Source organism: Streptomyces sp. NPDC046122 (genome assembly GCF_056429965.1).
In genome coordinates this window covers 327,624-354,176 of sequence record NZ_JBWKLQ010000005.1, presented here as the reverse complement: position 1 = coordinate 354,176, position 26,553 = coordinate 327,624, and the positions used below count along the sequence as shown (strand labels likewise).

The following is a 26,553-nucleotide window of genomic DNA, read 5'->3' as shown; positions in this document are numbered from 1 at the left end:
CGCGGAGGACCCTCGCATCTCGGGGGGCCCGCGGGACAAACGCGCCGGGTCCAGATCCGGCGCCACAGCGCTCATCCAGAGGGACTGAGGGAACGGCCCGTTGAAGTCCCGGCAACCATTCCGCCGACCGCGAGGTAACGGTGGGGACGGTGCCAATTCCGTCTCACGGCGAAACGCGCCGTGGGGAAGATGAGGAGAAAGGGCCTCGCCACCATGGCTGTGCAGTCTGCTGAAGCCGATGCAAACACCACGAATCCCCTGCCCGTAGACCTGGGCCCCGCCACCGCGCTGTCCTGCCGCGAGTGCGGAGAACGATTCGAACTCGGTCCCATCTTCGCGTGTTCTTCCTGTTTCGGCCCGCTCGAAGTCGCCTACGAGCTGCCGCTCGGTGACACGGAGCGCCTGCGCAAGCAGATCGAGGCCGGACCGGACAACATCTGGCGGTACGCGCCCCTGCTGCCCGTGCCCGCCGACGTGGCCGGCAAGCCGAGTCTGAACCCGGGCTTCACCAAGCTCGTCAAGGCCGACAACCTGGCCCGCGAGCTGGGCGTCACCGGTGCTCTGTACGTCAAGGACGACTCCGGCAACCCGACGCACTCCTTCAAGGACCGTGTCGTCGCGATCGCCGTCGAGGCCGCCCGAGCGTTCGGCTTCACGACGCTCTCCTGCTCCTCCACCGGCAACCTCGCCGGCGCGGTCGGCGCCGCCGCCGCGCGGGCAGGTTTCCGCTCGTGCGTGTTCATCCCGCACGACCTGGAGCAGGGCAAGGTCGTCATGGCCTCGGTCTACGGCGGCGAGCTGGTCGGCATCGAGGGCAACTACGACGACGTCAACCGCTTCTGCTCGGAGCTCATCGGCGACCCGCTGGGCGAGGGCTGGGGATTCGTCAACGTCAACCTGCGCCCGTACTACGGCGAGGGCTCCAAGACCCTGGCGTACGAGATCTGCGAGCAGCTCGGCTGGCAGCTGCCGGACCAGCTCGTCATCCCGATCGCCTCGGGCTCCCAGCTCACGAAGATCGACAAGGGGCTGAAGGAGCTCATCGCCCTGGGTCTGGTCGAGGACAAGCCGTACAAGATCTTCGGCGCCCAGGCCGAGGGCTGCTCGCCGGTGTCGACGGCCTTCAAGGCCGGGCACGACGTCGTACGGCCGCAGAAGCCGAACACGATCGCCAAGTCGCTCGCGATCGGCAACCCGGCGGACGGCCCGTACGTTCTGGACATCGCCCGGCGCACGGGCGGCGCGGTCGAGGACGTCAACGACGAGCAGGTCGTGGAGTCGATCAAGCTGCTGGCCGAGACGGAGGGCATCTTCGCGGAGACCGCGGGCGGCGTGACCGTCGGCGTGACGAAGAAGCTCATCGAGGCCGGGCTGCTGGACCCCACCCTCACCACCGTCGTGCTCAACACGGGCGACGGCCTGAAGACCCTCGAGGCGGTGGCCCCGACCACGGGCCAGTCCGCCGTCATCCGCCCCAACCTGGACTCTTTCCGAGAGGCTGGCCTCGCATGAGTGTCAACGTCCGCATCCCGACGATTCTCCGTACGTACACGGACGGCAAGGCCGAGGTCGCGGCCGAGGGGGCGACCCTCGCCGACGTCATCGCCGACCTGGAGAAGAACCACGCGGGCATCGCGGCCCGTGTGCTGGACGACCAGGGCAAGCTGCGGCGCTTCGTGAACGTGTACGTCAACGACGACGACGTGCGCTTCGAGCAGGGCCTGGAGACCGCCACGCCCGACGGCGCCGGCGTCTCGATCATTCCGGCCGTCGCCGGAGGCTGATTTCCAGCCGAGCGAGTGGCTGATTCCGCTTCACGCACTCCTCCGCACGTCGATTGCCCCCTCCGCCACAGAAAGCGGAGGGGGCAATTCTGCATGGTTGAGCGCGGTACAGTTGGGGAAACCCCCTCCACCGCCTGTGCCGGACGCATATGAGAATGCGGCCCCGCGCGGTGAGAAGCAGTCAAAGTACCGGACCGAATTGCCCGCCCGTGTGCGGCTTGTCCGGACCGACTTGCCCGGGAAACCTGAGGATTATTCGCTTTCGCGCGTTCATCCATGCCCAGATTTCTCGTCGGATTGACCTGTTGCAGAGGGCAGTTGGGCAGATACATTCAGCGGCGGTCGACGCGTTCCGGCGCACGCCCTCTCCTGTCGGAGGGCGGAGGAGTCTGACCCAGGGCCCGCGAAGTGCGGTCCTGTGCAAGGGCCAGTAATAGGGGAGTTAGGCATGGCTCAGGGCACCGTCAAGTGGTTCAACGCGGAGAAGGGGTACGGCTTCATCGCGGTCGACGGTGGTGCGGATGTTTTCGTCCACTACAGCGCGATCCAGATGGACGGGTACCGCACCCTTGAAGAAGGTCAGCGAGTCGAATTCGAGATCTCGCAGGGCCAGAAGGGTCCGCAGGCGGACATGGTCAAGCTCGCCGTCTGATCTCGGCGCGATCGGCCACCGACGCACTCACGCATGAAGGGTCTGTACCCCGCACCGGGTACAGGCCCTTCCTGCGTGCCGGGCCGCCTCCGGACGTCTGTCCACATCCGAGGGGGACGCTTGCACTCGAAGGGGTCGAGTGCTAATCATTGGCGTTAGCACTGTTAGCACTCTCCCAGCGAGAGTGACAGAAGGACCGGGCCGGTGAGGCCCGCAGGCCGGGTGGGACAAGGAAAACCACCAGGCAGGCTGGCCGTCCGTCGCGGGCGCCACTCGGTCCGGAGAATCCACCCCAGTCCGGGAGGACCACTTCACATGGCCAAGATCATCGCGTTCGACGAGGAGGCACGGCGCGGTCTCGAGCGCGGGATGAACCAGCTCGCCGACGCCGTCAAGGTCACCCTCGGCCCCAAGGGCCGTAACGTCGTCCTCGAGAAGAAGTGGGGCGCCCCCACGATCACCAACGATGGTGTTTCCATCGCCAAGGAGATCGAGCTCGAGGACCCGTACGAGAAGATCGGCGCCGAGCTGGTCAAGGAAGTCGCGAAGAAGACCGACGACGTCGCCGGTGACGGTACGACGACCGCGACTGTCCTCGCCCAGGCTCTGGTCCGCGAGGGCCTGCGCAACGTCGCCGCCGGCGCCAACCCGATGGCCCTCAAGCGCGGCATCGAGAAGGCCGTCGAGGCCGTCTCCGCCGCTCTCCTTGAGCAGGCCAAGGACGTGGAGACCAAGGAGCAGATCGCTTCTACGGCCTCCATCTCCGCCGCCGACACCCAGATCGGCGAGCTCATCGCCGAGGCGATGGACAAGGTCGGCAAGGAAGGCGTCATCACCGTCGAGGAGTCGCAGACCTTCGGGCTCGAGCTCGAGCTCACCGAGGGCATGCGCTTCGACAAGGGCTACATCTCGGCGTACTTCGCCACCGACATGGAGCGCATGGAGTCGTCGCTCGACGACCCGTACATCCTGATCGTCAACTCCAAGATCTCCAACGTGAAGGACCTCCTTCCGCTGCTGGAGAAGGTCATGCAGTCGGGCAAGCCGCTGCTGATCATCGCGGAGGACGTCGAGGGCGAGGCGCTGTCCACGCTCGTCGTCAACAAGATCCGTGGCACCTTCAAGTCCGTCGCCGTCAAGGCTCCGGGCTTCGGTGACCGCCGCAAGGCCATGCTCGGCGACATCGCCATCCTCACCGGTGGCACCGTCATCTCCGAGGAGGTCGGCCTCAAGCTGGAGAACGCCGGTCTCGACCTGCTCGGCCGCGCCCGCAAGGTCGTCATCACCAAGGACGAGACCACGATCGTCGACGGCGCCGGTGACAGCGACCAGGTCCAGGGTCGCGTCAACCAGATCCGTGCCGAGATCGAGAACTCCGACTCGGACTACGACCGCGAGAAGCTCCAGGAGCGTCTGGCGAAGCTTGCCGGCGGCGTTGCCGTCATCAAGGCCGGCGCCGCCACCGAGGTCGAGCTCAAGGAGCGCAAGCACCGCATCGAGGACGCGGTGCGCAACGCCAAGGCCGCCGTCGAGGAGGGCATCGTCGCCGGTGGTGGCGTGGCGCTGCTCCAGGCCACGGCCGTCTTCGAGAAGCTCGAGCTCCAGGGCGACGAGGCGACCGGCGCCAACGCCGTGAAGCTCGCGCTGGAGGCTCCGCTGAAGCAGATCGCCGTCAACGGTGGTCTCGAGGGCGGCGTCATCGTCGAGAAGGTGCGCAACCTGCCGCTCGGCCACGGCCTGAACGCCGCGACCGGCGAGTACGTCGACATGATCGCCGAGGGCATCATCGACCCGGCGAAGGTCACGCGTTCCGCGCTGCAGAACGCCGCGTCCATCGCCGCGCTGTTCCTCACCACGGAGGCGGTCATCGCCGACAAGCCCGAGAAGGCCGGTGCCCCCGCAGGCGGCGGCATGCCGGGCGGTGACATGGACTTCTGATCCGTCAGGATCAGCGACTCCATTCGCGTACTGCCGTACGCGACCGAGGGCGGCACTCCCACTGCGGGGGTGCCGCCCTCGGGCGTTCTGCGTTCACCCACTTCGGTGCACTTACTGAATGTATTCAAACCACCACGGCGAGTGATTGCGCTTGATCGTTTCTGCATGGTGCCATCGTGACCATGCCGAATTCCATGAGGATCGCCCTCGCGGCCGCCGCCACGGCTGTCCTGGCGACCGTAGGACCGTTGTCCGCCTCCGCGGCGGAGCCCGACCGCTCGACGCCCGCGCCGCTCAGACTCGTGGACCAGGCCGTCCCGGGTCAGTACCTCGTCGAAACGAAACCCGCGTCCGACGTCGCCAAAGTGGCGAGCCAGGCGGGCGTGACGCCGCTGTTCAGTTTCACCAAGGTCATGCACGGGTTCGCCGCCAAGCTGACCGACGCCCAACTGAAGCTCGTGCGGGCCGATCCGCACGTGGCCGCCGTGGAGCAGGACGCCAAGGTCACCGTGAAGGGGCCCGCCGCCTCCTGGGGCCTGGACCGGATCGACCAGCGCGCACTGCCGCTCGACAACCAGTTCACCGCCACCGCCACCGGCGCCGGAGGGGTCGCGTACATCCTCGACACCGGCATCGACTACCACCACGCCGAGTTCGGCGGCCGCGCGCGGTTCGGCTTCGACGCGTTCCAGGGCGAGGGGCGCTTCGGGCGGGACTGCCAGGGGCACGGCACCCATGTCGCGGGCACGGTGGGAGGCGCGACCTACGGTGTGGCACGCCGTGCGCAGCTCTACAGCGTCCGCGTCATCGACTGCGAGGGCAACGGCAGCAACGCCACGGTCGTCGCCGGGCTCGAATGGGCGGCCTCCCACGCGGCACGGGATCCCGAGAAGCCGGCCGTGCTCAACGCGTCGCTCGGCGGCCCCAAGTCGGACCTGGTGAACAACGCCGCCGACGCCCTCGCGAACAGCGGTGTCCTGCCGATCATGGCGGCGGGCAACGACTCGAAGGACGCCTGCACCGTCTCCCCGGCCTCTGCCGAACGGGTGGTCACCGTAGCCGCGTCCGACCGCGCCGACGCGGAGGCACCCTTCTCCAACCACGGCACCTGCGTGGAGCTCTACGCGCCGGGCACCGAGATCGTCTCCGCCAAACTCGGCGGCGGCAGCGTCGCCCTGAACGGTACGTCCATGGCCTCACCCCACGTGGCCGGCACCGCTCTGCTCTACAACAGCACCAACCCCACGGCCACCACGGAGGAGATCGCGGCGTGGCTGGACACCACGTCCACCAAGAACGTCCTGTCGGGCGTCACCCCGGGCACTCCCGACAAACTCCTGTTCACAGGCGGTCTCTGACCTCCTGCGGTGGCAGCCTGCCCTCCACCCCCGGCTCGGCGTGGAGGGCAGGCGTCGTCGCGCGGTTTCGTCTACCGCCGCTTGAGACCGCTGACGAAGGCGGACCAGACTTCGGCCGGGAAGACGAGGACCGGGCCGGTGGGGTTCTTGGAGTCCCGGACGGGGACGATGCGGGGGTCGTTGTCGGAGACCTCCAGGCAGTTGCCGCCGCTGCCGTCGCTGTAGCTGGACTTGTGCCAGGTTGCCGCGCTCAGGTCGTACTCAGGGCTGCTCTTCATGCGCGTAATCCTCCGCCACTGATGTGATCAGAGCCAGGGATTCCTTGGGTGACAGTGCCATGGCCCCAATCAGATCGTAGGCCAGTTGGTGGCGGGCGACTGTAGCCGGATCGTCTTCCAATCGGCCCGTACCCGGGCCTTCCAGATATGCCAGCGGCGGCGCGTCTTCGAAGCTCATCAGCTTGATGGCCCCACCCATCGCCGCATGGGCGCCCGCCTTGAACGGCAGCACCTGCACGATGACCCGGTGGTGTCGGCCCATCTCTGCCAGGTGGCGCAGCGCTCCGGCCATGCCTGCCCGGTCGCCCACCGTCCGCCGCAGTACCGCCTCGTCCAGAACCACCCACAACAGCGGCTTTGTTGGGTCGTCCAGGAGGTGAGCGCGTTCCAGCCGCGCTGCCACGAGTCCGTCGATCACCTCTTCCGTCGCCGTCGGCTGGTACGCGCGGAAGACCGCCCGTGCGTACGGCTCCGTCTGCAGCAGGCCCGGGATCAGCAGTGGCGCGTACTCCTTGATCGCCGTCGCGATCGCCTCCGCCTCGGCGGCTTCCGCGAAGTGGTCGGGGTACTTCGATTTCGTGGCCGCCCTGCAGTTCCGTGCGAAGAATCCGCCCGTCTCCAGGATCTCGTCCATCTTCACGGCGTACTCCGGCATCATGCGCCGCGTGCCCGCCTCCAGCTGGCCGATGAACGAGCCGCTCACGAAGAGCGGCTGGCCGAGTTCCTCCTGAGTGAGTCCCACTTTCTCGCGCGCGTGGCGCAGTTCCGCGCCCAGCAGGGCACGTGGAGAGGACGACGGGTCGAGGTCCTTTGGGCCGGGCATGGCAACTCCCTGTCGTACATATGGGGTTGTTGGGCCGCCTTCGGCCCCACGGTAGTGCTCGATCGGCCACTCTGTGTGAGGAAAGCGAACACTCAGCGTGTGGAGGTGCCTGGACATGGTGGTGCGATCGCCGGAGCGGCTGCGGGCCGCGGAAGAAGTGGTGGCCCAGTTGCGGAATGGGCTCGGGGTGGTGGAGGTGACGCTGCCGTCGCTGCGGGTGGACGTGGTGTCGCTGGCGAGCGAGGCCCCGTATCCGCTGGTGGACCTGGGGCGCTGCAATCTGGACACCGCGCTGCGGCTCGCCGCCGTACTCCAGGGGCTGAAGGCGTGACGGAGGGGGAGCCGCCGGAGGCGGGGGCGTACGCCGTGGACGTCCGGGACGGGCGGGTGGGCCGGGTCATGGGCCGGGTGGGCACTTACGTACAGCTACGACCGCCCGGTGGCGGCAAGGAGTGGGACTGTCCGCCACAGGACGTGCGGCCGGTCGCGCTCGGGGAGGTGCTGAGAGCGCGGGTGAGAGAGATCAACGCGGAGGGCCGGCTGCCGTGAGGCGTGGCGCACGACGGCAGCACCCCGTGCGGGGTGCCGCCATCGGGCGCTCGCGCTCGCGGTCGCGGTGAGGTGGTGGGTCAGAGTGCGGCGGGCGCCTTCTCGGAGGCGCCCGGAGAGGGCGGGGCCGGGGTGCCGGAGGCGGCGATCAGGCCGCTGCCGGCGTCGTCGTCCGCGTTCAGGTCGGTGAGCATCTGCCGGCTGAAGCCGAAGAAGTACGTGGCCAGGAACCCGGCGGCGTAACCGACGGCCAGTCCGCCGGCGTACACCGCGACCATCACGCCCATGCCCTGGTTTCCGGCCAGGAGGGGGAACAGGGCCCAGCCGGACGGGCCGATGGCGGTGGAGCCGAAGGAGTCGCCGAGCTGGTTGAACAGGCCGACGACGCCGCCGCCGAACGCGCCGCCGACGCAGGCGGTGACGAACGGGCGGCCGAGGGGCAGCGAGACGCCGTAGATGAGGGGCTCGCCCACGCCCAGGAAACCGGCGGGGAGTGCCGACTTGATGGTGCGTCGGACGGACCCGTTGCGGGGGAGGCGGACGTACACCGCGACGGCCGCGCCGACCTGGCCCGCGCCGGCCATGGCGAGGATCGGGAGGAGGACGGTGAAGCCCTGCTGCTCGATGAGGGTGGTGTGGATCGGGATGAGGGCCTGGTGCAGGCCGAGCATGACCAGGGGCAGGAACAGCCCGCCGAGCACGAACCCGGCCGCCGCGCCGCCGGTGGACAGCAGCCAGTCGGCGAAGTGGCCGATGGCGGTGGCGACCTCACCGGCCAGGAACATCAGGCCGAAAACGGTGACGAGACCGGAGATCAGGACCGTGAGGGTCGGTGTGACCAGGACGTCCAGGGCTTCGGGGACCCACCGGCGGCACCACTTCTCGACGTACACCGCCAGCACCGCCGCGCCGAGCGCGCCGAGCACTCCGCCCTGGCCGGGCGAGAGCGACTGGCCGAACGCGTCGGCCTTCGCGACGCCCGGGAAGACGATGATCGCGGCAACCGCTCCGCCCAGGATCGGCGTACCGCCGAACTCCTTCGCGGTGTTGAGGCCGACGAAGACGGCGATCAGGGCCATGAAGCCGGTGGCGATCGCGGCGAGGGCGGGGGTGACGGCGGGAAGCAGCCCGAGGTTGACCAGGAGGCCGTTGAAGCCGGCGATGACGCCGCAGCCGATGAGGGCGGGGATCAGCGGGACGAAGATGTTCGCGATCCTGCGCAGGAAGAGCTTGAAGGGGGTGGCGTTGCGCGCCTTGCGTTCGGCCCGGATGGCTTCGCCCTGGGCGGCGAGGTCGCCGGCGGTGAGGGGGGCGGCCGGGGCGGCCGCGCGTTCCTCCTGGACCAGGGCCTCGAACTCCGGGGTGACCCGGGCGACCGTGCCGGGGCCGAGGACGATCTGGTAGGTGCTGTCCTCGACCACGCCGAGGACGGCGGGGAGGGCCGCCAGCCGTTCGTCCTGGACGAGGGAGCGGTCGCGCAGACCCAGCCGGAGGCGGGTCATGCAGTGGGCGATGGAGGTGATGTTCCCCGCGCCTCCGACGAGCGGAAGGATCGCGGCGGCGGTGGCGCGGTTCTTGTTCTCTGTCATGGTGCGTGGTGCCTTGCTGTGCGGGGGTGGTGCTACCAGTTCAGGCGGTACTGGCGGCGGCGGCCCGCAGCGCCACGCGCAAGTGCCCCCGCGCTTCGTCGAGCAGGGCGGCGGCGGTGGGGCCGTCGACCGACCCGAGGAGCACCAGGATGGCGTTCTTCACCTCTCCGTCGGTGGCGGTGAGGGCGGCCTCGATCTCCTCGTCCGGCGCGCCGGTGGCGAGCGCGACGATGCGGCGGGAGCGGGCGCGCAGCTTCTCGTTGGAGGCGCGTACGTCGACCATGAGGTTTCCGTACGTCTTGCCGAGCCGGATCATCGTGATCGTCGAGATCATGTTGAGGACGAGCTTCTGTGCGGTGCCCGCCTTGAGGCGGGTGGAGCCGGTGAGGAGCTCGGGTCCGACGACGATCTCCAGGCCGTGCTCGGCGGCGGCCCCCAGGGCGCTGTCCGCGTTGCAGGAGAGGCCGACGGTGAGGGCGCCGGTGCGGCGGGCGTGCTCGACGGCGCCGATCGCGTACGGGGTGCGGCCGGAGGCGGAGATGCCGACGACGGTGTCGTCCGGGGTCAGGCCCAGCGCGTCCAGGTCGGCCGCCGCCAGTTCCTTCGAGTCCTCGGCGCCCTCGACCGCCTTGATCATCGCGGTGGGGCCGCCGGCGATCAGGCCGACGACCTGGGACGGGTCGGTGTTGAAGGTCGGCGGGCACTCACTGGCGTCCAGCACGCCGAGCCGCCCCGCCGTGCCGGCGCCCGCGTAGACGAGACGGCCGCCGCGGGCCATACGCGCGGCGGTGGCGTCGATGGCGGCGGCGATCTCGGGGAGCCGGGCGGCGACGGCCTCGGGGACGGAACGGTCCTCGCCGTTCATGATCCGGGCGATCTCGGCCGTCGGGAGCCGGTCGATGTCGGCGAGCTCGGGGCGGAACGCCTCGGTGGTGAGGGTGGCGAGCTGGGCGCGCAGTTCGCCGTACGGGTGGGAGGTGGAGGTCATCGGGAGTGCGGCTCTTTCTCGTCGTACTGCGGATCCGTGCCGTGCTGGTCCTCGCCGCCGCTAGCGGCTGCCGCCGCGGGGTGCGTGGCGGTGGGCGAGGGCCTCGTAGGAGGCGGCGAGGGCGGGCGCCGCCGTGTCGTACGTGCGCTGGGCGACGCCTATGAACAGGCAGTCCACGACGAGGAGCTGGCTCGTACGGCTGGACATGGCCGCCGGGCGCAGTTCGCTCTCGCGGGCCGTCGACGTGGTGAGGACGTGGTCGGCGTACTGCGACACGGGCCCGTCCGGGCGTCCCGTGATCGCGACCGTGGTGGCTCCCCGGTCGAAGGCGACGCGCAGCGGCTCGATGGCGTCGCCGGTCGAGCCGGAGTGCGTGATGGCTATCGCCACGTCGCCGGCGCGGAGCTGGACGGCGTTGGTGACGGCGAGGTGCGGGTCGGTGTGGGCGTGCGCGATGAGGCCGATGCGCAGCAGCTTCTGGGCGAGGTCCATGCCGACGAGGGAGGAGGCTCCGACGCCGTAGATGTCGATGCGGCGGGCGGTGGCGAGGGCGGTGACGGCCGCGCCGAGCTGGACGGTGTCGAGGCCGGCGGCGGTGTCGGCGAGGGTCTGCTGCTCGTCGTACGCCAGCTTGGCGACGACGTCGGCGATCGGGTCGTCGACGGCGATGTCGGCGGTCACGGCGGGCGCGCGGCCGGACTGCTGCTGGGCGGCGAGCCCGGCGAGCGCGAGGCGCAGGTCGCGGTAGCCCGGGTAGCCCAGGAGGCGGGCGGTGCGGACGACGGTGGCCTCGCTGGTGCCGGTGAGCTCCGCGAGGCCGGTGACCGTGAGGGCGGCGCAACCGGCCGGGTCGGCGGCGACGGCTTCCGCGACGCGCTGCATGGAGCGGGTCATGGAGGGGGCGAGGGTGCGGACCTTGGCCGCAAGGGCGGCGGGGGCCGGCGGGGCGGCGGCGTTGGTGAAACTTTCCTTCACGGGGTTGGTCACGAATGAAAGATATTTTCGGGCGGGTGGGTCGTCAACCCCACGTTCCGCGGGGGCCGTCGACGGGGCTTCGCGGGGGCGTGGGCCCGGCGCGCGACAATGGCTGCATGGACCCGATTCCCTCCCCGCTGGAACAGGCGTTGCACGCCGCCCGCGCGCTGGTCATGGCGGACCTCGCGGCCCGGGAGGTGGCCCGGGCCGATGTCGTGTCGATGGTCGAGGACGCGGTGGTGCACCGCCGGTGGTGGGTGGAGCAGTGGCCCGAGGGCGCGGAGTACGTCACGGGGCTGATCGCCCAGGACGTGCAGGACGCGCTGCTCGAGAAGTACGGCCGCTGGCCCGTCTGCCCGGTGTGCACGGACGTGGAGCCGCACGCGCTGGACGTCGCACCCGAGCTGGGGCCCGACCCGCACTGGGTGTGCGCGAAGTCGTCCGTGATCGTGGCGCCGGTCGGCAGCCTGCGGTGACGGTCTACATCGACCCGCCGACGTGGCCGGGGCACGGGCGGATGTGGTCGCACCTGGTGAGCGACGTCTCGTTCGAGGAGCTGCACGCGTTCGCGGCGTCGATCGGCTGCCCGCCGAAGGCGTTCGAGCGGGACCACTACGACGTACCGGACGTGCGGTACGCGGACGCCGTGGCGGCCGGGGCGGTGGAGGTGGGCTCGAAGGAGCTCGTACGCCGGATCACGGCGGCGGGGCTGCGGCGGCCGAAGGGACGGCCGGAGGCGTAGGGGCCGGCCTAGGGGCGGCCGCCCGATCAGACCGGGAAGGCGCCGGTGTCCAGCAGCCCGCCGAAGGGCTCGGGGAGGCGTACCTGCTCGCCGAAGGCGGCCCGCTCACTGTGCTTGTACGCGCCGTTCTGAGGCTCGGTGAACGGGGACCGAGTGGCCGACGCACCAACCCGGTGAAGGGGCAGGGCCGGTGTCAGGCCCGCTCGGTGGGTACGGCTTCCGGTGCCGGTGCCGGTGCCGGTGCCGGTGCCGGTGCCGGTGTCGGTGCCGTGGCCGAGGACGCCACCAGGCGGGAGCGCGACCGCTGGAGCCGCAGCGAGAAGACCACCGCCACCAGCGCGAGCACGGTCATCGCCGCGCCCGCCCACGCCGTGGACGAGAAGCCGAAGCCCGCGTCGATCACGGTGCCGCCCAGCCACGGGCCGCCCGTGTTGCCCAGGTTGAACGCCGCCGTCGTCGTCGCCCCGGCCAGCGTCGGGGCCGCGCCCGCGACGTTGAACATGCGGGCGTTGAGCGCGGGCGCCGTGTAGAACGCCGAGAGGCCGAGCAGGAACGACAGCGCCACGGCCACCGCCGCGCCGGACGCGAAGAGGGCCAGTACGACGAGGAAAACCGTCGACGCCGCGATGCCGCTGATCAGTACGCCGAAGAGGTGCGCGTCCGCGACCCGCCCGCCCACCGTCGTACCCACCAGTGCGCCGATGCCGAACAGCGCCAGGACCGTGGGCACCCAGCCCGCTTCGAGGCCCGCCACGTCCGTGAGCAGCGGCGCGAGGTAGCTGAAGGCGCAGAAGACGCCGCCCGCCGCGAGCGCCGTGATCGTGATGGCGAGCCAGACCTGGCCGTCGCGGTAGATCGCCAGTTCCCGCCCGAGCCGCGGCTTCTCCACCGGGAGCGGGATGCGGGGGATCGACGTCACGACGCCCACCAGTGCGAGCGCGGAGGCCGCGCCCACCGCCCAGAACGCCGAGCGCCAACCGAGGTGCTCGCCGAGGAACGCCCCGGCCGGGACGCCCAGGACGTTCGCGATGCTGAGCCCGCCGATCATCACGGCCATCGCCCGCGCCCGCGCGTTCACCGGCACCATCGCGATGGCGACCGCCGCGCCCACCGCCCAGAACCCGGCGCACGCGAACGCGCTCACGACGCGTGAGGCGAACAGCAGCTCGTACGAGGGGGCGAGCGCGCCGGCGACCTGCCCGAGGCCGAAGACCGTGATCAGGGTGATCAGGGTCGTACGGCGGGGAAGGCGCAGGGTGGCGACGGCCAGCAGGGGTGCGCCGATCACCATGCCGATGGCGAAGGCCGAGATCAGGAGCCCGGCCTGGGGGATCGAGACGTCCATGTCGGCGGCGATCGGCGGCAGCAGCCCGGACAGCATGAATTCGCTGGTGCCGAGGGCGAAGACCGCCAGGCCGAGGATGTAGACGGCGAGGGGCATGCGGGTGCGTCGGTCGGCAGAGTCGGGCATGACAGGGGAGAACACCGCCGGCGCGGCTCGCATTCCCGGGCGGCGGGTGGCCGGGGTGCGGCCGGGCCCGTCGCCGGGTGCTGCTCCGCGTCCGCGTTGTGCCTGGTGCCTGGTGCCTGGTGCCGCCCGTGCCGCTCAGACTGTGAGCAGGTCCAGCTCGGTCGTCAGGTTCTGGCGCGCCCGCTCCTCCCACTCCGCCCGCCCGTGCGGCGTACGGAAGAGCGTCGGCAGGCCCAGGAGCTGCCGCAGGACCGCCGCACGCCCCTCGCGGAACGCGTCGTCGGGAACGAAGCCGTACTCCTCGCGGACCGCCGCCGCGTAGGCGGCGTACGGCGCGGGGGCGGCGGCCAGGATCGCCAGGTCCGCGTCGCAGAGCGCCTCGCCGTTGGCGTCGCCCGGGGCCGGGTCGTGGGTGGCGGTGAGGCGGACCAGGCGGGCCACCTCGGCCGTACGGGCCTCGTCGAGCCCCAGCTCGGCCAGCGCGCGCTCGGCGAGGAGGGCGCTGCGCTCCTCGTTCTCGGAGCGGTCGGGGCGGTACACCGCGTCGTGGAACCAGGCCGCGAGGCGCACGGCGGCCGGGTCGTCGGCGTGGCCGGCCAGCGTGTCCAGGTGGCCGAGGACCGCGACCAGGTGGTCGGTGCGGTGGTAGCGCCGCTGCGGTTCGGCCCAGCGGGCGAGGAGGTTCTCGGCGTACGGGCGCGGATCGGCGGACAGCTCCCCGCCGGCCGGCAGCGTGTCCAGCCAGCGGCGGACCAGGTCGTCGTGCGCGGGGTGCGGCGGGGCGGCGGCCGTGGCGTTCATGGGCCTCATTCTGCCGCGCGGCGGCCCCGGCCCCCCGGCCGTCCCCCCGACCCGGCGGCCCGGACGCGCGAAACCGCCCTTGTGCGGGCCGGTGGGCGACCGGCTCCGCACAAGGGCGGCCGGGTCAGGCGCCGGCGGCCTTGAAGCCGCGCAGACGCAGCGAGTTGCCGACGACGAAGACGGAGGAGAAGGCCATGGCGGCTCCGGCGATCATCGGGTTGAGGAGACCGGCCGCGGCCAGGGGGAGCGCGGCGACGTTGTAGGCGAAGGCCCAGAAGAGGTTGGACCGGATGGTGCCCAGCGTCCTGCGGGAGAGGCGGATCGCGTCGGCCGCGGCGAGGAGGTCGCCCCGTACGAGCGTCAGGTCGCCCGCCTCGATGGCGGCGTCGGTGCCCGTGCCCATGGCCAGGCCGAGATCGGCCTGCGCGAGCGCGGCGGCGTCGTTGACGCCGTCACCGACCATGGCCACGCTGCGCCCCTCGGCCTGCAGCCGCTTGACCACGTCGACCTTGTCCTCGGGCATGACCTCCGCGAAGACCTCGTCGATGCCCACCTCGCGGGCCACGGACTCGGCGACGGCCCTGTTGTCGCCGGTCAGCAGGATCGGCGTCAGGCCCAGCGCGCGCAGGCGGGTGATCGCCTCGGCGCTGGTCTCCTTGACCGCGTCCGCGACCTCCAGGACCGCGCGCGCCTCGCCGTCCCATGCCACCGCGATCGCGGTGCGGCCCGCTGCCTCGGCCGCGGCCTTGGCCCGTTCGAGTCCTGCGGGCAGCGTCATCGCCCAGTCGGCCAGCAACCGGGTGCGGCCGACCAGGACCGCGTGGCCCTCGACGACGCCCTGGACACCGAGACCGGGTACGTTCGCGAAGTCCTCGGGGGTGGGCAGGGCGTCGCCGGTCCGCTCGACGGCTCCCGCCGCCACGGCCTGCGCGATCGGGTGCTCGGAGGCGTGCTCCAGGGCGCCCGCCAGGCGGAGTACCTCCTTCTCGTCCGTCGACCCGGCAGTGTGGACGGCGAGCAGGGTCATCCTGCCGGTGGTCACCGTGCCGGTCTTGTCGAGGACGATCGTGTCGACCTTGCGGGTGGTCTCCAGCACTTCCGGGCCCTTGATGAGGATGCCGAGCTGGGCGCCTCGGCCGGTGCCGACCATGAGGGCGGTCGGGGTGGCCAGGCCCAGCGCGCAGGGGCAGGCGATGATCAGCACGGCCACGGCGGCGGTGAACGCGGCGGTCAGGCCGGAGCCGGTGCCGAGCCAGAAGCCGAGCGTGCCGAGTGCCAGGGCGATGACGACCGGGACGAAGACGGCGGAGATCCTGTCGGCCAGGCGCTGGGCGGACGCCTTGCCGTTCTGGGCGTCCTCCACGAGCTTGGCCATGCGGGCGAGCTGGGTGTCGGCGCCGACCCGGGTGGCCTCGACGACCAGGCGGCCGCCGGCGTTGAGGGTGGCGCCGGTGACGGAGTCGCCGGGGGCGACCTCGACCGGCACGGACTCGCCGGTCAGCAGCGCCGCGTCGACGGCGGAGGTGCCTTCGACGACGGTGCCGTCGGTGGCGATCTTCTCGCCCGGGCGGACCAGGAAGCGGTCGCCGACGGCGAGTTCCGCGGTGGGGATCGTCTCCTCCCGGCCGCCGTCGCGCAGTACGGTCACGCTCTTGGCGCCCAGCTCCAGGAGTGCCTTCAGGGCCGCGCCCGCCTTGCGCTTGGAGCGCGCCTCGAAGTAGCGCCCGGCCAGGATGAAGGCGGTGACGCCGGCCGCCGCCTCCAAGTAGATGTTCCCGGCGCCGTCGCCGCGCGCGACGGTCAGCTCGAAGGGGTGCGTCATGCCGGGGGTGCCGGCCGTGCCGAAGAACAGCGCCCACAGCGACCACAGGAACGCGGCCGACGTGCCGACCGAGATCAGGGTGTCCATCGTGGCCGCGCCGTGCCTGGCGTTGGTCCACGCGGCGCGGTGGAAGGGCCAGGCGGCGTACGTCACGACCGGGGCGGTCAGGGTCAGCGACAGCCACTGCCAGAACTCGATCTGCAGGGCCGGGACCATCGCCATCGCGACGACCGGGACGGCGAGGACGGTCGCCGTGATCAGCCGCTGACGGAGCGGGCGCAGTTCGTCGGCGTCGGCGGTCGCCGCGCCCGTCTCCCCGGTGGCGCCGGGCGGGGGGTCCTTGCGTACGGGGGGTGGCTCGGCCGTGTAGCCGGTGGCTTCCACCGTGGAGATCAGGTCCTGTACGGAGACGTCCTCGCCGCGGTAGGTGACCTTGGCCTTCTCGGTGGCGTAGTTGACGGTGGCCTCGACGCCGTCCATCCGGTTCAGCTTCTTCTCGATGCGGGCGGCGCAGGAGGCGCAGGTCATGCCGCCGATGACGAGCTCGACCCGGTCTCCGGGGGTGGTCCTGGCGGTGGTGGTGGCAGGTGTGGTGGGCACGTGCGCTCCTCGGTCCGGCTCGTCTCCTATACCCCAGGGGGGTATTCGTCGGTCTCATGTATACCTCCGCCGCCGGGTCTGTGCAAGGCGTTCAGGGGGGTGGTTGCCGCGACATGTTGATGCGCCGAGGGGGCGAGGGCTCTAGGGTGGATATTGGACTAGACCTGTAGTCGCCGTTTTCCCGAGGAATGGGGTCCCATGAACAACCGTGCAGTCCTGGAGGTGATCGCCCTCGACGCGGAGGACGCGGTCGCCGCCCAGTCCGGAGGGGCGGACCGGCTGGAGCTGGTCACCGACATGGCGGCGGACGGTCTGACCCCGTCCCGCGAGACCTTCGGACGGATCCGTGCGGCGGTGGACATTCCGCTGCGTGTGATGCTGCGGCTGGCGGACGGGTTCCTCGCGGGGGACGTCGACGAGCTGGTGCGGGTGGCGCGGGGGATGCGGGCGGAGGGGGCGGACGAGTTCGTACTCGGCTTCCTCGACGCGGACGGGAATCCGGACCTGGTCGCGGTCGAGCGGGTGGTGGCGGAGATCGAGGGGTGCCGGTGGACGTTCCACCGGGCGATCGACCGGGCGGCGGACCGTGACGCGCTGCGCAAACGGCTGGCGGAGCTGCCGGGCCTGGACACGTACCTGACCGCCGGCGCGGCGGAGGGCGTGGACGCGGGGCTGCCGGTGCTGGCGGCGGAGGCGGAGGCCGCGCGGCGGGGGGCGCCGGGGTACCAGCCGCAGCTCCTGGTGGGCGGGGGGCTGCGGCTGGACCACCTTCCGGGGCTCCGGGCGGCCGGGATCGACGCGTTCCACATCGGGGGCGCGGCGCGGCCGGGGGGCTGGGAGGCGCCGGTGTCCGCGGAGGCGGTGCGGGTCTGGAGGGCGACGCTGGACGGGTAGGCGGAGCGGCGGGGTGCGGCGGGGCTCCGCTGCGCGGGGCTCTCCCCACCCCGCTCTTTCCCGAACCGGGGCGCCGCCCCGGGCCCCGGTCCTCAAGCGCCGGACGGGCTGAAGGGGGTGGGGGTGGCGGGAGGGTGCTCGGTGCCCCGTCCCCCGTGGTCAGGTCAGGGACGGGGGGAGGGGGGTGGTGTGGACGACTGTCAGGCCCGACACCGCTCGGGTCAGGGCCACGTACAGCCGGCGCAGGCCCGTTCGTTCGTCCGGTTCGCCCGCGACCACCGCCGCCGGTTCGTCCAGTACCACGTAGTCGTACTCCAGGCCCTTCGCCAGCGACGCCGGCACCAGCGTCAGGCGGGACTCCGCGGTGGTCTCCTCGCCGGGGGAGAGGTACGCGTGGCCCGCCGCCGTGAGAGCCGCCGCCAGTTCCCCGATGCGCGCGTCCGCCGCGATCAGGCCCGTCGATCCCTCGTTCCGCAGCGCCTCCGCGCACGCCGCCACCACCGCGCCGGACAGCTCGCCCGCGTCCACCCGGCGCACCGCCAGCGCCCCCGCGCTCTCCCGTACCGACGACACCGGCGCCAGCCCCGGTGAGATCTCCGGCAGCAGCCGCGACGCGTACGCGATGACGTCGCGCGGCACGCGGAAGCCCGCCGTCAGCTCCTCGACCGCCGCCTCCGGCTTGCCCAGGTGCCGCAGTGCCTCCGCCCAGCTCGCCGTGGCCCACGACGTCGTCCCCTGGGCGAGGTCGCCCAGTACCGTCGCCGAGCCCGTCGTACAGCGGCGGCCCACCGCCCGGTACTGCATCGGCGACAGGTCCTGCGCCTCGTCGAGCACGACGTGCCCGAGCGAGTGCGTACGCGAGATCAGGTCCGCCGCCTCGTCCAGCAGCACCACGTCCGCCGCCGACCACTTCGCCGTCTTCACGGACCGCGCCGGCTTCGCCCACAGGATCCGCTTCTGCTCCTCCGCCGAGAGCACCCCCTGCGCGTGCTCCGCCAGGAACTCCGCGTCGGACAGCAGCCGCAGCACGAGCTTCGCCGGGTCCACCGCCGGCCAGATCGCCTTGACGGCCGCCTTCACCGCCGCGTTGCGCGCCACGGCGTCCTGCACCCGGTCGTCCGGCGCCTCGCCGGCCTGCTCCATGCGGACCAGCACCGCGTGCGCGATGCGCTGCGGCAACGCGTCGTGCGCCGCCCCGTAGCGGATGTCGCGGGCCAGCAACTCGCCGACGATCTCCTCCAGTTCGTACGCCGGGACGCGCCACCTGCGCGAACCCCGGACCACCACCACCGGCTCCGTGGGCACGGCGGTGACGTGCGAGCGCAGGGCCCGGCGAAGGACCTCGGCCATCCGGGCGTCGCCCTTGACGACGGCCGCCTCCGCGTCGTCGGCGCCGCGCACCTCGCCGTGCACCGCCACCAGGTCGTCGACCGTCGCCTGCTTGACCTCCAGCTCGCCCAGCGCGGGCAGGACCTGCTCGATGTAGTGGAGGAAGGACTTGTTGGGGCCGATGACCAGCGTGCCGGTACGGGCCAGCCGGTCCCGGTGCGCGTACAGGAGATACGCCACGCGGTGCAGGCCCACCGCCGTCTTCCCGGTGCCGGGGCCGCCCTGCACGCAGACGCTGCCGGACAGGCCGGACCGTACGATCTCGTCCTGCTCGGGCTGGATCGTCGCCACGATGTCCCGCATCGGGCCCACGCGCGGGCGCTCGATCTCCGCCTGGAGCAGTTTGCTGGTCTGCGCGGCTTCGGCCGGGTCGGAGAGGTGCTCGTCCTCGTACGCCGTGAGCTCGCCGCCCGTGTAGCCGAAGCGGCGGCGCAGTCCTACGTCCAGCGGATCCTTCCTGGACGCGCGGTAGAACGGCTGGGAGACGGGGGCGCGCCAGTCGATGACCATGGGGTCGCCGCCGGCGTCGTGGACGTGCCGGCGGCCGATGTAGAAGCGCTCGCCCGCCGCGCCCTCGGCCCGGTCTGCGCCGACGGCGTGGAGGTAGTCGAGGCGGCCGAAGAACAGCGGCGTGTGGGAGAGGTCCGCGAGCGACTTGATGCGTTCCTCGATCTGGGCCCCGAGGACGACGGCGTTCACCCAGTTGGCGGTGACGTCGCGGATGTCGAGCGCCTCCGCGTCCTCGCGCATGGCGCGCAGCGCGGCGCGCGAGGCGGCGAGGTGGGCGCGTTCACGGCTCAGGGGGTCGGGCGGGCCGCCGACGAGGTCGGGGGCGTCGCTGCGGGACGTGTCGGGATCGAGCGCGGGCACGGTCTTGCCTCCGGAGGGGTTCACGTGGGTGTCGCGGGGTTCGCGTGCGATCGAGCGGGGATCGCGGCGTGGACCGGCCGGTTTCCGTCCGGGCGGCGGCGCTCCGAAGAGGGAGGCGGGAAGACGGGGGAGTGTACTCGCGGGGGCGGGGCGCGGGCCAATGGATTTTCGCGGCGGTCCCGGCGGAGTGGCGCCGGGCGCTGTTGGCGCCCTGTCGGTGCGGCCGGCCCCGACGGTACGGCCGGCCCGGGCGGGAGCGTCCGGACGCCGCCCCGGAGGCGGACCCGGGACGGTCCCGGAGGCCGTCTCGGGGTCGGGGTAGGTCCCCGGGAGGAGGCGGGCGGTGCGGAGTTCAGCCCTCAGACCGTTGTGCGCCGAATGCCCGAAATACATCATGGAGGTATGAGTTCACTGACCTTCACCCCAGGCCCCTCCGCCCCACGCCCCTCCGGCCGTGTCCCCGGCGCCACCGCCATGGGCGCCGCCCGGCCCGGCCTCCGGATCGGCGAAGTCCTGCACGCCGTCAAGGTGTTCGCGGGCGCCGCCTTCAGCGTGGTCGTCCTCGGGGAGTACGCGCAGGAGGCGGGCGTACGGCGCCGCTGACCCGCGCCCGCCGGTCCGCCGTCCGCCGCTCCTCCGTCGATCCGGGCCCGCTGATCCACTAGGGTCGCGGCCGTGGAACAACGGAGCGTGACACCTCGATCACCAGGCGTACCGGCCCGGACGCCCGCCTTCGTCCTGCTCGCCGTATCGCTGGCCGCGCTGGCCGCGCTCTGCGTGCTCCAGCACATCCCGATGGCCGACACCCTCGTCTACCGGGCGGAAGGCGCGGCCGTCGCCAACGGCACCGACCTGTACGGGTTCACCGTCACCCGGTGGCAACTTCCCGCCACCTACCCGCCGTTCGCCGCGATCCTCTTCGTGCCGACGACCTGGCTGCCGCTCGGCGCCCTCAAAGTCGCCTTCGCCGTCGGCAACACCGCGCTCCTCGCGCTCCTGGTCCATCTCTCCTGCCGGTTCGCCGGGCTCCCGGGTGGACCCGTGCTCGTAGTCGCCGGCACAGCGCTCGGCGTGTGGCTCGAACCCGTCTTCCAGACGATCGTTTTCGGTCAGATCAACCTGGCCCTCGCCTGCCTCGTCCTGTGGGACCTGACCCGTACGGACGACGCCCTCGGCAAGGGTTTCGCGCTGGGGGTGGCGGCGGGCGTGAAGCTCACGCCCGCGATCTTCATCGTCTATCTGCTGCTGACGGGCCGGGTGCGCGCCGGGCTCACCGCGGTCGCCTCGTTCACCGGCACGGTGCTGCTCGGCGCGCTCGTACTCCCGCACGCCAGCCTCGACTTCTGGACCCGGCGCGTCTTCGAGACGGGGCGGGTCGGCAAGGCGTGGATCGTGGACAACCAGTCGCTGCAAGGGCTGCTGGCCCGCCTGCTGCACCAGCCCGAGCCGGGCGCGGTGTGGCTCGCGGCGGCGGCGCTCGTCGCGGCGGGCGGGCTGTGGGCCGCGCGCCGGGCGGCGGGGGCGGGGGGCGATACGTGGGGCGTGCTGGCGACGGCGGCGACGGCGCTGCTGGTGTCGCCGATCAGCTGGACGCACCACTGGGTGTGGTGCGTGCCGCTGCTCGCGGTGCTCGTGGCGGAGGGGCGGGGGAGAGCGGCCGCGGCGGTGGCCGCCGTGTTCCTGGCCCGCTCGCTGTGGCTGGTGCCGCACGACGGCCCGCTGGACCTCCGGCTCCCCTGGTGGCAGCAGCCACTGGCGTCCCCGTACCCCCTCCTGGCCCTCGCCCTGCTGGCGTACGCGGTGGCGGCTCCGGGCCGGTCCCGGAGCGGGGCCGTCCTGCGGGGCCGGACGCCCGCCCCACTGCGCGCGGGGAGCCCCGGTGGCAGCGACTGCGCCGGAAGCCGCACCGGCACCGGCGTGAAGGCCCCGTCCGGCCTCTAGGCCGGCAAGAGCCGCAGGCACGGCGGGCACCGCAAAGGACCACAGGCACCGCAAGGGCCGCAGACGCGGCAAGCGCTGCAGGCGCCACAGGCACCGCAGGCACGGCGAAGGGCGGGGTCCGGGGCGGTCCGCCCCCGACCCCGCCCTTCCGCGGTCACGACGCGGTGTCGGCGTCGCCCGCCATCAGTTCGTCCGCGTCCATGATCCGGTACGCGTAACCCTGTTCGGCCAGGAAGCGCTGGCGGTGGGCCGCGAAGTCCTGGTCGATGGTGTCGCGCGCGACCACCGAGTAGAAGTGCGCCTGGTGGCCGTCCGCCTTCGGCCGCAGGACGCGGCCGAGGCGCTGCGCCTCCTCCTGGCGGGAGCCGAACGTGCCCGACACCTGGATCGCGACCGTCGCCTCCGGCAGGTCGATCGAGAAGTTCGCGACCTTCGAGACGACGAGGACGCTGATCTCGCCCTGCCGGAACGCCTCGAAGAGCTTCTCGCGCTGCGCGTTGGACGTCTCGCCCTTGATCACCGGGGCGTCCAGGTGCTCGCCCAGCTCGTCGAGCTGGTCGATGTACTGGCCGATGACGAGGATCTGCTGGCCCGCGAACTTCCGTACCAGCGCCTCCGTCACCTTCCGCTTCGTCGCCGTGGTCGCGCAGAAGCGGTACTTCTCCTCCGTCTCGGCCGTGGCGTACGCGAGCCGCTCGCTCTCGGTGAGGTTGACGCGCACCTCGACGCAGTCGGCGGGCGCGATGTAGCCCTGCGCCTCGATCTCCTTCCACGGCGCGTCGAAGCGCTTGGGGCCGATGAGCGAGAACACGTCCGACTCGCGGCCGTCCTCGCGCACGAGCGTCGCCGTCAGACCCAGCCGGCGCCGCGCCTGGAGGTCGGCCGTGAACTTGAAGACGGGCGCGGGCAGCAGGTGCACCTCGTCGTACACGATCAGGCCCCAGTCGCGGGAGTCGAAGAGCTCCAGGTGCGGGTAGATGCCCTTCCGCTTCGTCGTCAGGACCTGGTACGTCGCGATGGTGACCGGCCGGATCTCCTTGCGCGTACCGCTGTACTCGCCGATCTCCTCCTCGGTCAGCGACGTCCGCTTCACCAGCTCGTGCTTCCACTGGCGGGCCGAGACGGTGTTGGTGACGAGGATCAGCGTGGTGGCCTTCGCCTGCGCCATCGCGCCCGCCCCGACCAGCGTCTTGCCCGCGCCGCAGGGCAGGACCACGACGCCCGAGCCGCCGTGCCAGAAGCCCTCGACGGCCTGCTTCTGGTACGGGCGCAGCGCCCAGCCGTCCTCCGCGAGGTCGATCGGGTGGGCCTCACCGTCGACGTAACCGGCGAGGTCCTCGGCCGGCCAGCCCAGCTTGAGCAGCGTCTGCTTGATCTGGCCGCGCTCGGAGGGGTGGACGGCGACCGTGTCGCCGTCGATCCGGGTGCCGACCAGCGGCTGGACCTTCTTCGAGCGCAGGATCTCCTCCAGCACCGGGCGGTCCGTCGAGGTGAGGACGAGACCGTGGACCGGGTGCTTGGAGAGGGTGAGGCGGCCGTACCGCGCCATCGTCTCGGCGACGTCGACGAGCAGCGCGTGCGGGACCGGGTACCGGGAGAACTCGACGAGCGCGTCGACGACCTGCTCGGCGTCATGTCCGGCGGCCCGCGCGTTCCACAGGCCCAGCGGCGTCACCCGGTACGTGTGGATGTGCTCGGGGGCGCGCTCCAGCTCGGCGAAGGGCGCGATGGCGCGACGGCAGTCGTCGGCGCGCTCGTGGTCGACTTCGAGGAGCAGAGTCTTGTCGCTCTGGACGATGAGGGGTCCGTTCACGCGTGTTTCGGCCCTTTCTGCGGCAGATCGGCCCGTACGGCCAAACGTCCAGTGTGCAGCATCGGGCGCGGTAGGGGCCGGGAGTCGGGGTAAGCGGGTGTTCATGACAGCTGAAGCGGATGAAGCGGAAGCAGCCCGACGGCCTCGTCGCTCCTGGGGGCGGGCGGTGCTGCGCGCCCTCGCGGTCGCCCTGGCCTTCGTCGGCCTCGTGCTCTTCTCTGCCGTACTGGCGCGGCTGACCCTCGCCCCGTCGCACGCGTCGGAGGCGCTGGTCACGACCAATCTGCGGCCGGGTGCGTCGCTGCGGCAGTACGCCGAGGACTACACGTTCCTCGCCGCGTGCAAGCAGATCGGCGGCAATCTGCTGCTGGGCATGCCATTCGGACTGCTGCTGCCGGTGCTGGTGCCGCGCTCGCTGCGGCTGCTGCGGGTGGTGGCCCTCACGGTGGTGGTGATGGTGCTGGTGGAGCTGGCACAGGGCGCGATCGTGGAGGGCCGGGCGTTCGACGTCGACGACGTGATCCTCAACACCACGGGCGCGCTCATCGGCTACTTCCTCCTCGGCCGCCGCATCGGCCGCGCGGTGCACGCCAAGCGCGTACCGCGCGCGAAGGGGGAGACGGTGCCTTCCGGCCACTGAGCCCCCGGCCGCCGGGGCGCGTCTCGCCCCGGCTACGCGCTGTCCGCCAGTTCCGCCACGCCCGTGATCCGGTGCAGGGGGTAGGTGCGGACCTCGTCGGCCGTGTGGTCGTACGCCGTGACGAAGCCGCCCTCCACCCGCACCGGGGCGATCACGCGCTGGCTCGCCGCCCCGTCCGCGTTGACGTACCCGATCCACACCGCCGACCCCGTCAGCGCCGCGGCCTGGACCGTCGCGAGGGTCTCGGCGGCGGTGGTGCGCGGCAGCTCGCCCGGGGCGGTGGCGGACCCCGCCGCAGTCCCCGCCGGGGTTTCCCTGCGGACCGCCGTGGAGGCCATGTCCCCCGCCCGGATCGCCCGCAGCGCCGCGCCCAGCAGCGTCTCGTCCGGCGTCGGCGGCCCCTCGGGCACCGGCACGGGCGCGGTGCGGGGCGGCGTCCGGTAGGCGTGGGCCCGGGTGATCAGCACGTCGCCGGCCGCCGACTCGGCGGCCGGTGCGAAGCCCATGGCCCGCAGCCCTTCGAGCAGCGCCGCCGGGTCGCTCTGCGCCGCCAGGACGGTCGGGGCGAGGCGCCGCAGGCCCAGGCCCTGCGACCGCTTGTCCGCGAGGATCTCGCCGAGCATCGCGTCGTCGTCGCACCGCACGTACGCCGACGCCGCCCCGACCCGCAGATGCCCGTGCTTCCTGGCCACGTCGTCGATGAGGTAGCTCAGCGGCTGCGGCACGGGCGTACGGCTGTGCTCGGCCAGGAAGGCGTGCAGGTCGGACGCGGCCCGGCCCGCGTCCAGGGCGCGCCGTACGGACCCGGGCGTGAACCGGTAGACCGTCGCCCCGCCCTTCGACTCCACGTCCGCGAGCACGTCGAGCGTGTCGGCGAGCGGCCGTCGCAGCGGCCCCGGGGCCACGGCCGTGAGGTCGGCCTGCAGGAGTACGTGGTCCAGCGGCTCCGGGATCAGCGGCGCGAGCAGCGCGGCGGCCCGCGCGGCCGCCGCGGCCTCCCCGGCGCCGGTCCCGTGGCCCGCCGGGGGCGCGGCGTCCAGCAGCGCGCGCCCGTGGGACGAGAGCGCACCGCGCCCTGTCACGCCGAGGAGCTCCGCCTCGGTCAGCGTCCACAGCGCCACACGGGAGCGCAGGTCACCGGGGGCGCCGGCGGAGGAGGAGCCGGAGGCCGGGGCCGCTCCCCGCAGCGGCCGCTCCCACCGCAGCCGCGCCAGCAGCTGCTCCGGGGCCGGAGCCGCGCCCTCCGCCAGCTCCGACAGGAGCCGGAGCACGCGGCGGCGCACCTCCGGGGCCGCCGAGCGGTCCAGGTCGGGGCCGAGCGCGGCGAGCACCCGGCCCTTCGAGTCCTGGCCGCCGACCAGACCGGCCGTGCGGGTGGCGTGCAGCCAGGCGGCGGCGAGGCGGGTCCACCGGTCCTGCGGCGGGAGGTCGAGCCATTCGTCGTACGCGGGGGTGGCGGCGTACCGCTCGGCGGTCTCGCCGTCAGAGGCCAGCAGCCCGGCTGCGTAGGCGAGTTCGACCCAGAAGGCGGCCGTGTGCTCGGGCGCGTCGAGCGCGGCGGCGGTCCGCTTGAGGTCGCGGACGCTCAGGCCGCCGGAGCGCAGGACGGGCGGCCCGCCCTCGTTCCAGTCCTTGAGCAGCTCCTCGACGGTCGCCAGGGCCGTGTACGCCTGGCCCGCCGCCGTGCTGTCCACAACCTGTGGACGGTACGCGTGGGCCGGCTCGACGGCGGGCGGCACCGGCTCCGGCACCCGGTGCGCGCGCCCGGCGCGCAGATGCAGCGCGGCCTCGCGCGGGAGCACGACCGTACGGGGACTGGTCGGCAGCAGCAGCCCCCGCTCCCGCAGCCACCGCACGGGCGGGGCCGGGTCCGGCGTCACCTCGCCGTACGGCGGCCCCCACACCAGCCGCTCCAGCACCATCAGTGCCTCGGGCGGCGCGGTGTCGAGCAGCGCGGACATCCGCGTGCGGTCGTTGAAGAGCTCCGCCAGCGCGGTGACCGCCGACACGGGGTCGTGCGTGGGCGGCAGCCCGGCGGCGGCCAGGGTCTCCTGCCACCGGCCCGGCGACATCCCGGCGGTCGCCTCCGCGACGGTCGGTCCGAGGCCGGTGGGGGACGGGTGCGCGGGGGAGGGGGCGAGCAACTCGCGGGCGGTGCGCACCAGTCTCAGCCGGTCGTCGGCGCCCCACAGCAACGCCTGGTCGCGCAGGGCCCCGACGGCCGCCGGCAGCGCCGCCTCGACCACCGGATCGCCGTCGTCGCCGGTCATCAGGGCGCGCAGAGCCTCGTACGGAGCCGGGTCGGGGGCCACCGCGAGGGCTTCGGCGGTCTGCAGCGTGAACCGGTCGAGCCGTTCGAGGGCGCGCACGACCGACGCGCGCGTCGCCGCGCGCGTCGCGAGCTGCGACAGGTCGTTCGGCACCGGCGAGAGCAGGTCGGGCCGGGCGCGCAGCAGCGCGGCCAGGGACGCGTCGCCGCGGGTGCGCAGGGCCTCCGCGAGCGTGCGCGGTGGCGTCGGGCCTGATCCTTCGGACACGTGCGCCTCCTGGTTGCGCTCGCCGGTCCCCATCCGCCCCACGGTAGCCGGTGTGGCGCTACCGTCGGTGCAGGCAGTTGGAGGGCAAGGGACGGACCG

The 26,553-nt window shown here is 72.5% G+C and carries 24 protein-coding genes and 1 riboswitch; of the genes, 13 read left to right on the top strand and 11 right to left on the bottom strand.

All coding sequences use genetic code 11. The features are described from left to right. Window positions 1-68: 68 nt before the first annotated feature. A riboswitch (SAM riboswitch) is annotated at window positions 69-196 on the top strand. The 5 genes from thrC (at window position 190) to AC07FK_RS17410 (ending at window position 5,732) form a co-directional block, all read left to right on the top strand. After that, window positions 190-1,512 (top strand): threonine synthase, encoded by a 1,323-nt coding sequence (gene thrC / locus AC07FK_RS17430; RefSeq protein ID WP_479105731.1) that lies wholly within the window; start codon window positions 190-192, stop codon window positions 1,510-1,512. (Overlaps the previous riboswitch by 7 nt.) Further along, entirely contained in the window at window positions 1,509-1,784 is a 276-nt protein-coding gene (locus AC07FK_RS17425) for a MoaD/ThiS family protein (RefSeq protein ID WP_453403211.1), read from the top strand. Before thrC ends, AC07FK_RS17425 begins: the two co-directional genes overlap by 4 nt. 448 nt (window positions 1,785-2,232) lie before the next feature. Beyond that, window positions 2,233-2,436: a cold-shock protein gene (locus AC07FK_RS17420; RefSeq protein ID WP_005315736.1), complete on the top strand. Its 204-nt coding sequence runs from the start codon at window positions 2,233-2,235 to the stop codon at window positions 2,434-2,436. Between the two features lie 315 nt (window positions 2,437-2,751). Next, window positions 2,752-4,374: a chaperonin GroEL gene (gene groL / locus AC07FK_RS17415; protein WP_479105730.1), complete on the top strand. Its 1,623-nt coding sequence runs from the start codon at window positions 2,752-2,754 to the stop codon at window positions 4,372-4,374. Window positions 4,375-4,568: 194 nt separating this feature from the next. After that, window positions 4,569-5,732 (top strand): S8 family peptidase, encoded by a 1,164-nt coding sequence (locus tag AC07FK_RS17410; RefSeq protein ID WP_479105874.1) that lies wholly within the window; start codon window positions 4,569-4,571, stop codon window positions 5,730-5,732. Between the two features lie 71 nt (window positions 5,733-5,803). On the opposite strand, the gene AC07FK_RS17405 is transcribed toward AC07FK_RS17410, so the two are convergent. Together AC07FK_RS17405 and AC07FK_RS17400 are read right to left on the bottom strand one after the other, a co-directional pair. After that, window positions 5,804-6,010, bottom strand: a complete 207-nt coding sequence (locus tag AC07FK_RS17405) for a DUF397 domain-containing protein (protein WP_479105729.1) — start codon at window positions 6,008-6,010, stop codon at window positions 5,804-5,806. Next, complete coding sequence (locus tag AC07FK_RS17400) at window positions 5,994-6,833, bottom strand: helix-turn-helix domain-containing protein (RefSeq protein WP_479105728.1); 840 nt, start codon at window positions 6,831-6,833, stop codon at window positions 5,994-5,996. Before AC07FK_RS17400 ends, AC07FK_RS17405 begins: the two co-directional genes overlap by 17 nt. A 115-nt stretch (window positions 6,834-6,948) precedes the next feature. Here AC07FK_RS17400 and AC07FK_RS17395 point away from each other — a divergent pair, with 115 nt between their 5' ends. After that, complete coding sequence (locus AC07FK_RS17395; RefSeq protein WP_479105727.1) at window positions 6,949-7,164, top strand: hypothetical protein; 216 nt, start codon at window positions 6,949-6,951, stop codon at window positions 7,162-7,164. Further along, complete coding sequence (locus tag AC07FK_RS17390) at window positions 7,161-7,382, top strand: hypothetical protein (RefSeq protein WP_453403206.1); 222 nt, start codon at window positions 7,161-7,163, stop codon at window positions 7,380-7,382. The genes AC07FK_RS17395 and AC07FK_RS17390 overlap by 4 nt, the downstream gene beginning before the upstream one ends. Window positions 7,383-7,462: 80 nt before the next feature. Here AC07FK_RS17390 and AC07FK_RS17385 read toward each other — a convergent pair whose 3' ends face one another. Genes AC07FK_RS17385 through AC07FK_RS17375 form a run of 3 tightly spaced genes read right to left on the bottom strand, consistent with a single transcriptional unit; the run spans window position 7,463 to window position 10,946 of the window. Beyond that, on the bottom strand, window positions 7,463-8,971 hold the full coding sequence (locus tag AC07FK_RS17385; protein WP_479105726.1) for a PTS transporter subunit EIIC: 1,509 nt from the start codon (window positions 8,969-8,971) through the stop codon (window positions 7,463-7,465). Window positions 8,972-9,011: 40 nt separating this feature from the next. Then, on the bottom strand, window positions 9,012-9,959 hold the full coding sequence (murQ, locus tag AC07FK_RS17380) for an N-acetylmuramic acid 6-phosphate etherase (protein WP_479105725.1): 948 nt from the start codon (window positions 9,957-9,959) through the stop codon (window positions 9,012-9,014). 60 nt (window positions 9,960-10,019) lie between these two features. Then, complete coding sequence (locus AC07FK_RS17375) at window positions 10,020-10,946, bottom strand: MurR/RpiR family transcriptional regulator (protein WP_479105724.1); 927 nt, start codon at window positions 10,944-10,946, stop codon at window positions 10,020-10,022. Between the two features lie 104 nt (window positions 10,947-11,050). On the opposite strand from AC07FK_RS17375, the gene AC07FK_RS17370 reads away from it, so the two are divergent. Next, complete coding sequence (locus AC07FK_RS17370) at window positions 11,051-11,410, top strand: hypothetical protein (RefSeq protein WP_479105723.1); 360 nt, start codon at window positions 11,051-11,053, stop codon at window positions 11,408-11,410. Then, window positions 11,407-11,676 carry a DUF4031 domain-containing protein gene (locus AC07FK_RS17365; protein WP_479105722.1) on the top strand — a complete coding sequence of 90 codons (270 nt, stop codon included), beginning with the start codon at window positions 11,407-11,409 and terminating at the stop codon, window positions 11,674-11,676. Before AC07FK_RS17370 ends, AC07FK_RS17365 begins: the two co-directional genes overlap by 4 nt. A 193-nt stretch (window positions 11,677-11,869) precedes the next feature. Here AC07FK_RS17365 and AC07FK_RS17360 read toward each other — a convergent pair whose 3' ends face one another. The 3 genes from AC07FK_RS17360 to AC07FK_RS17350 all read right to left on the bottom strand — a co-directional run bounded on the left by AC07FK_RS17360 (window position 11,870) and on the right by AC07FK_RS17350 (window position 16,298). Then, window positions 11,870-13,117 carry a Cmx/CmrA family chloramphenicol efflux MFS transporter gene (locus tag AC07FK_RS17360; protein WP_479105873.1) on the bottom strand — a complete coding sequence of 416 codons (1,248 nt, stop codon included), beginning with the start codon at window positions 13,115-13,117 and terminating at the stop codon, window positions 11,870-11,872. Window positions 13,118-13,282: 165 nt separating this feature from the next. After that, window positions 13,283-13,948 (bottom strand): HD domain-containing protein, encoded by a 666-nt coding sequence (locus AC07FK_RS17355; RefSeq protein ID WP_479105721.1) that lies wholly within the window; start codon window positions 13,946-13,948, stop codon window positions 13,283-13,285. 124 nt (window positions 13,949-14,072) lie between these two features. After that, window positions 14,073-16,298, bottom strand: coding sequence for a heavy metal translocating P-type ATPase (locus tag AC07FK_RS17350; RefSeq protein ID WP_479105872.1), 2,226 nt, complete (start codon window positions 16,296-16,298; stop codon window positions 14,073-14,075). A 270-nt stretch (window positions 16,299-16,568) separates the two neighbouring features. Here AC07FK_RS17350 and AC07FK_RS17345 point away from each other — a divergent pair, with 270 nt between their 5' ends. Next, entirely contained in the window at window positions 16,569-17,264 is a 696-nt protein-coding gene (locus AC07FK_RS17345) for a copper homeostasis protein CutC (RefSeq protein WP_479105720.1), read from the top strand. Between the two features lie 159 nt (window positions 17,265-17,423). Here the strand turns inward: AC07FK_RS17345 and AC07FK_RS17340 are convergent, their stop codons facing one another. After that, on the bottom strand, window positions 17,424-19,403 hold the full coding sequence (locus AC07FK_RS17340; protein WP_479105871.1) for a HelD family protein: 1,980 nt from the start codon (window positions 19,401-19,403) through the stop codon (window positions 17,424-17,426). 522 nt (window positions 19,404-19,925) lie between these two features. Here AC07FK_RS17340 and AC07FK_RS17335 point away from each other — a divergent pair. Then, complete coding sequence (locus AC07FK_RS17335) at window positions 19,926-20,126, top strand: hypothetical protein (RefSeq protein ID WP_479105719.1); 201 nt, start codon at window positions 19,926-19,928, stop codon at window positions 20,124-20,126. Between the two features lie 135 nt (window positions 20,127-20,261). Beyond that, a complete protein-coding gene (locus AC07FK_RS17330; protein WP_479105870.1) occupies window positions 20,262-21,464 on the top strand; it encodes a glycosyltransferase 87 family protein in 1,203 nt (400 codons plus the stop codon). Between the two features lie 154 nt (window positions 21,465-21,618). Here AC07FK_RS17330 and AC07FK_RS17325 read toward each other — a convergent pair whose 3' ends face one another. Next, on the bottom strand, window positions 21,619-23,277 hold the full coding sequence (locus AC07FK_RS17325) for a DNA repair helicase XPB (RefSeq protein ID WP_479105718.1): 1,659 nt from the start codon (window positions 23,275-23,277) through the stop codon (window positions 21,619-21,621). Window positions 23,278-23,380: 103 nt separating this feature from the next. Between AC07FK_RS17325 and AC07FK_RS17320 the strand changes: the two genes are divergently transcribed. Beyond that, window positions 23,381-23,917 (top strand): VanZ family protein, encoded by a 537-nt coding sequence (locus AC07FK_RS17320; protein WP_479105717.1) that lies wholly within the window; start codon window positions 23,381-23,383, stop codon window positions 23,915-23,917. Window positions 23,918-23,949: 32 nt separating this feature from the next. Here the strand turns inward: AC07FK_RS17320 and AC07FK_RS17315 are convergent, their stop codons facing one another. Then, window positions 23,950-26,487, bottom strand: a complete 2,538-nt coding sequence (locus AC07FK_RS17315; protein ID WP_479105716.1) for a helicase-associated domain-containing protein — start codon at window positions 26,485-26,487, stop codon at window positions 23,950-23,952. Window positions 26,488-26,553: the final 66 nt, after the last annotated feature.

Coding starts and splice junctions, on each gene's coding strand:
- thrC (WP_479105731.1), top strand. CDS start 190: ATGAGGAGAAAGGGCCTCGCCACCATGGCTGTGCAGTCTGCTGAAGCC.
- AC07FK_RS17425 (WP_453403211.1), top strand. CDS start 1,509: ATGAGTGTCAACGTCCGCATCCCGACGATTCTCCGTACGTACACGGAC.
- AC07FK_RS17420 (WP_005315736.1), top strand. CDS start 2,233: ATGGCTCAGGGCACCGTCAAGTGGTTCAACGCGGAGAAGGGGTACGGC.
- groL (WP_479105730.1), top strand. CDS start 2,752: ATGGCCAAGATCATCGCGTTCGACGAGGAGGCACGGCGCGGTCTCGAG.
- AC07FK_RS17410 (WP_479105874.1), top strand. CDS start 4,569: ATGAGGATCGCCCTCGCGGCCGCCGCCACGGCTGTCCTGGCGACCGTA.
- AC07FK_RS17405 (WP_479105729.1), bottom strand. CDS start 6,010: ATGAAGAGCAGCCCTGAGTACGACCTGAGCGCGGCAACCTGGCACAAG.
- AC07FK_RS17400 (WP_479105728.1), bottom strand. CDS start 6,833: ATGCCCGGCCCAAAGGACCTCGACCCGTCGTCCTCTCCACGTGCCCTG.
- AC07FK_RS17395 (WP_479105727.1), top strand. CDS start 6,949: ATGGTGGTGCGATCGCCGGAGCGGCTGCGGGCCGCGGAAGAAGTGGTG.
- AC07FK_RS17385 (WP_479105726.1), bottom strand. CDS start 8,971: ATGACAGAGAACAAGAACCGCGCCACCGCCGCCGCGATCCTTCCGCTC.
- murQ (WP_479105725.1), bottom strand. CDS start 9,959: ATGACCTCCACCTCCCACCCGTACGGCGAACTGCGCGCCCAGCTCGCC.
- AC07FK_RS17370 (WP_479105723.1), top strand. CDS start 11,051: ATGGACCCGATTCCCTCCCCGCTGGAACAGGCGTTGCACGCCGCCCGC.
- AC07FK_RS17360 (WP_479105873.1), bottom strand. CDS start 13,117: ATGCCCCTCGCCGTCTACATCCTCGGCCTGGCGGTCTTCGCCCTCGGC.
- AC07FK_RS17355 (WP_479105721.1), bottom strand. CDS start 13,948: ATGAACGCCACGGCCGCCGCCCCGCCGCACCCCGCGCACGACGACCTG.
- AC07FK_RS17350 (WP_479105872.1), bottom strand. CDS start 16,298: ATGACCTGCGCCTCCTGCGCCGCCCGCATCGAGAAGAAGCTGAACCGG.
- AC07FK_RS17345 (WP_479105720.1), top strand. CDS start 16,569: ATGAACAACCGTGCAGTCCTGGAGGTGATCGCCCTCGACGCGGAGGAC.
- AC07FK_RS17340 (WP_479105871.1), bottom strand. CDS start 19,403: ATGCGCGAGGACGCGGAGGCGCTCGACATCCGCGACGTCACCGCCAAC.
- AC07FK_RS17335 (WP_479105719.1), top strand. CDS start 19,926: ATGAGTTCACTGACCTTCACCCCAGGCCCCTCCGCCCCACGCCCCTCC.
- AC07FK_RS17320 (WP_479105717.1), top strand. CDS start 23,381: ATGACAGCTGAAGCGGATGAAGCGGAAGCAGCCCGACGGCCTCGTCGC.
- AC07FK_RS17315 (WP_479105716.1), bottom strand. CDS start 26,487: ATGGGGACCGGCGAGCGCAACCAGGAGGCGCACGTGTCCGAAGGATCA.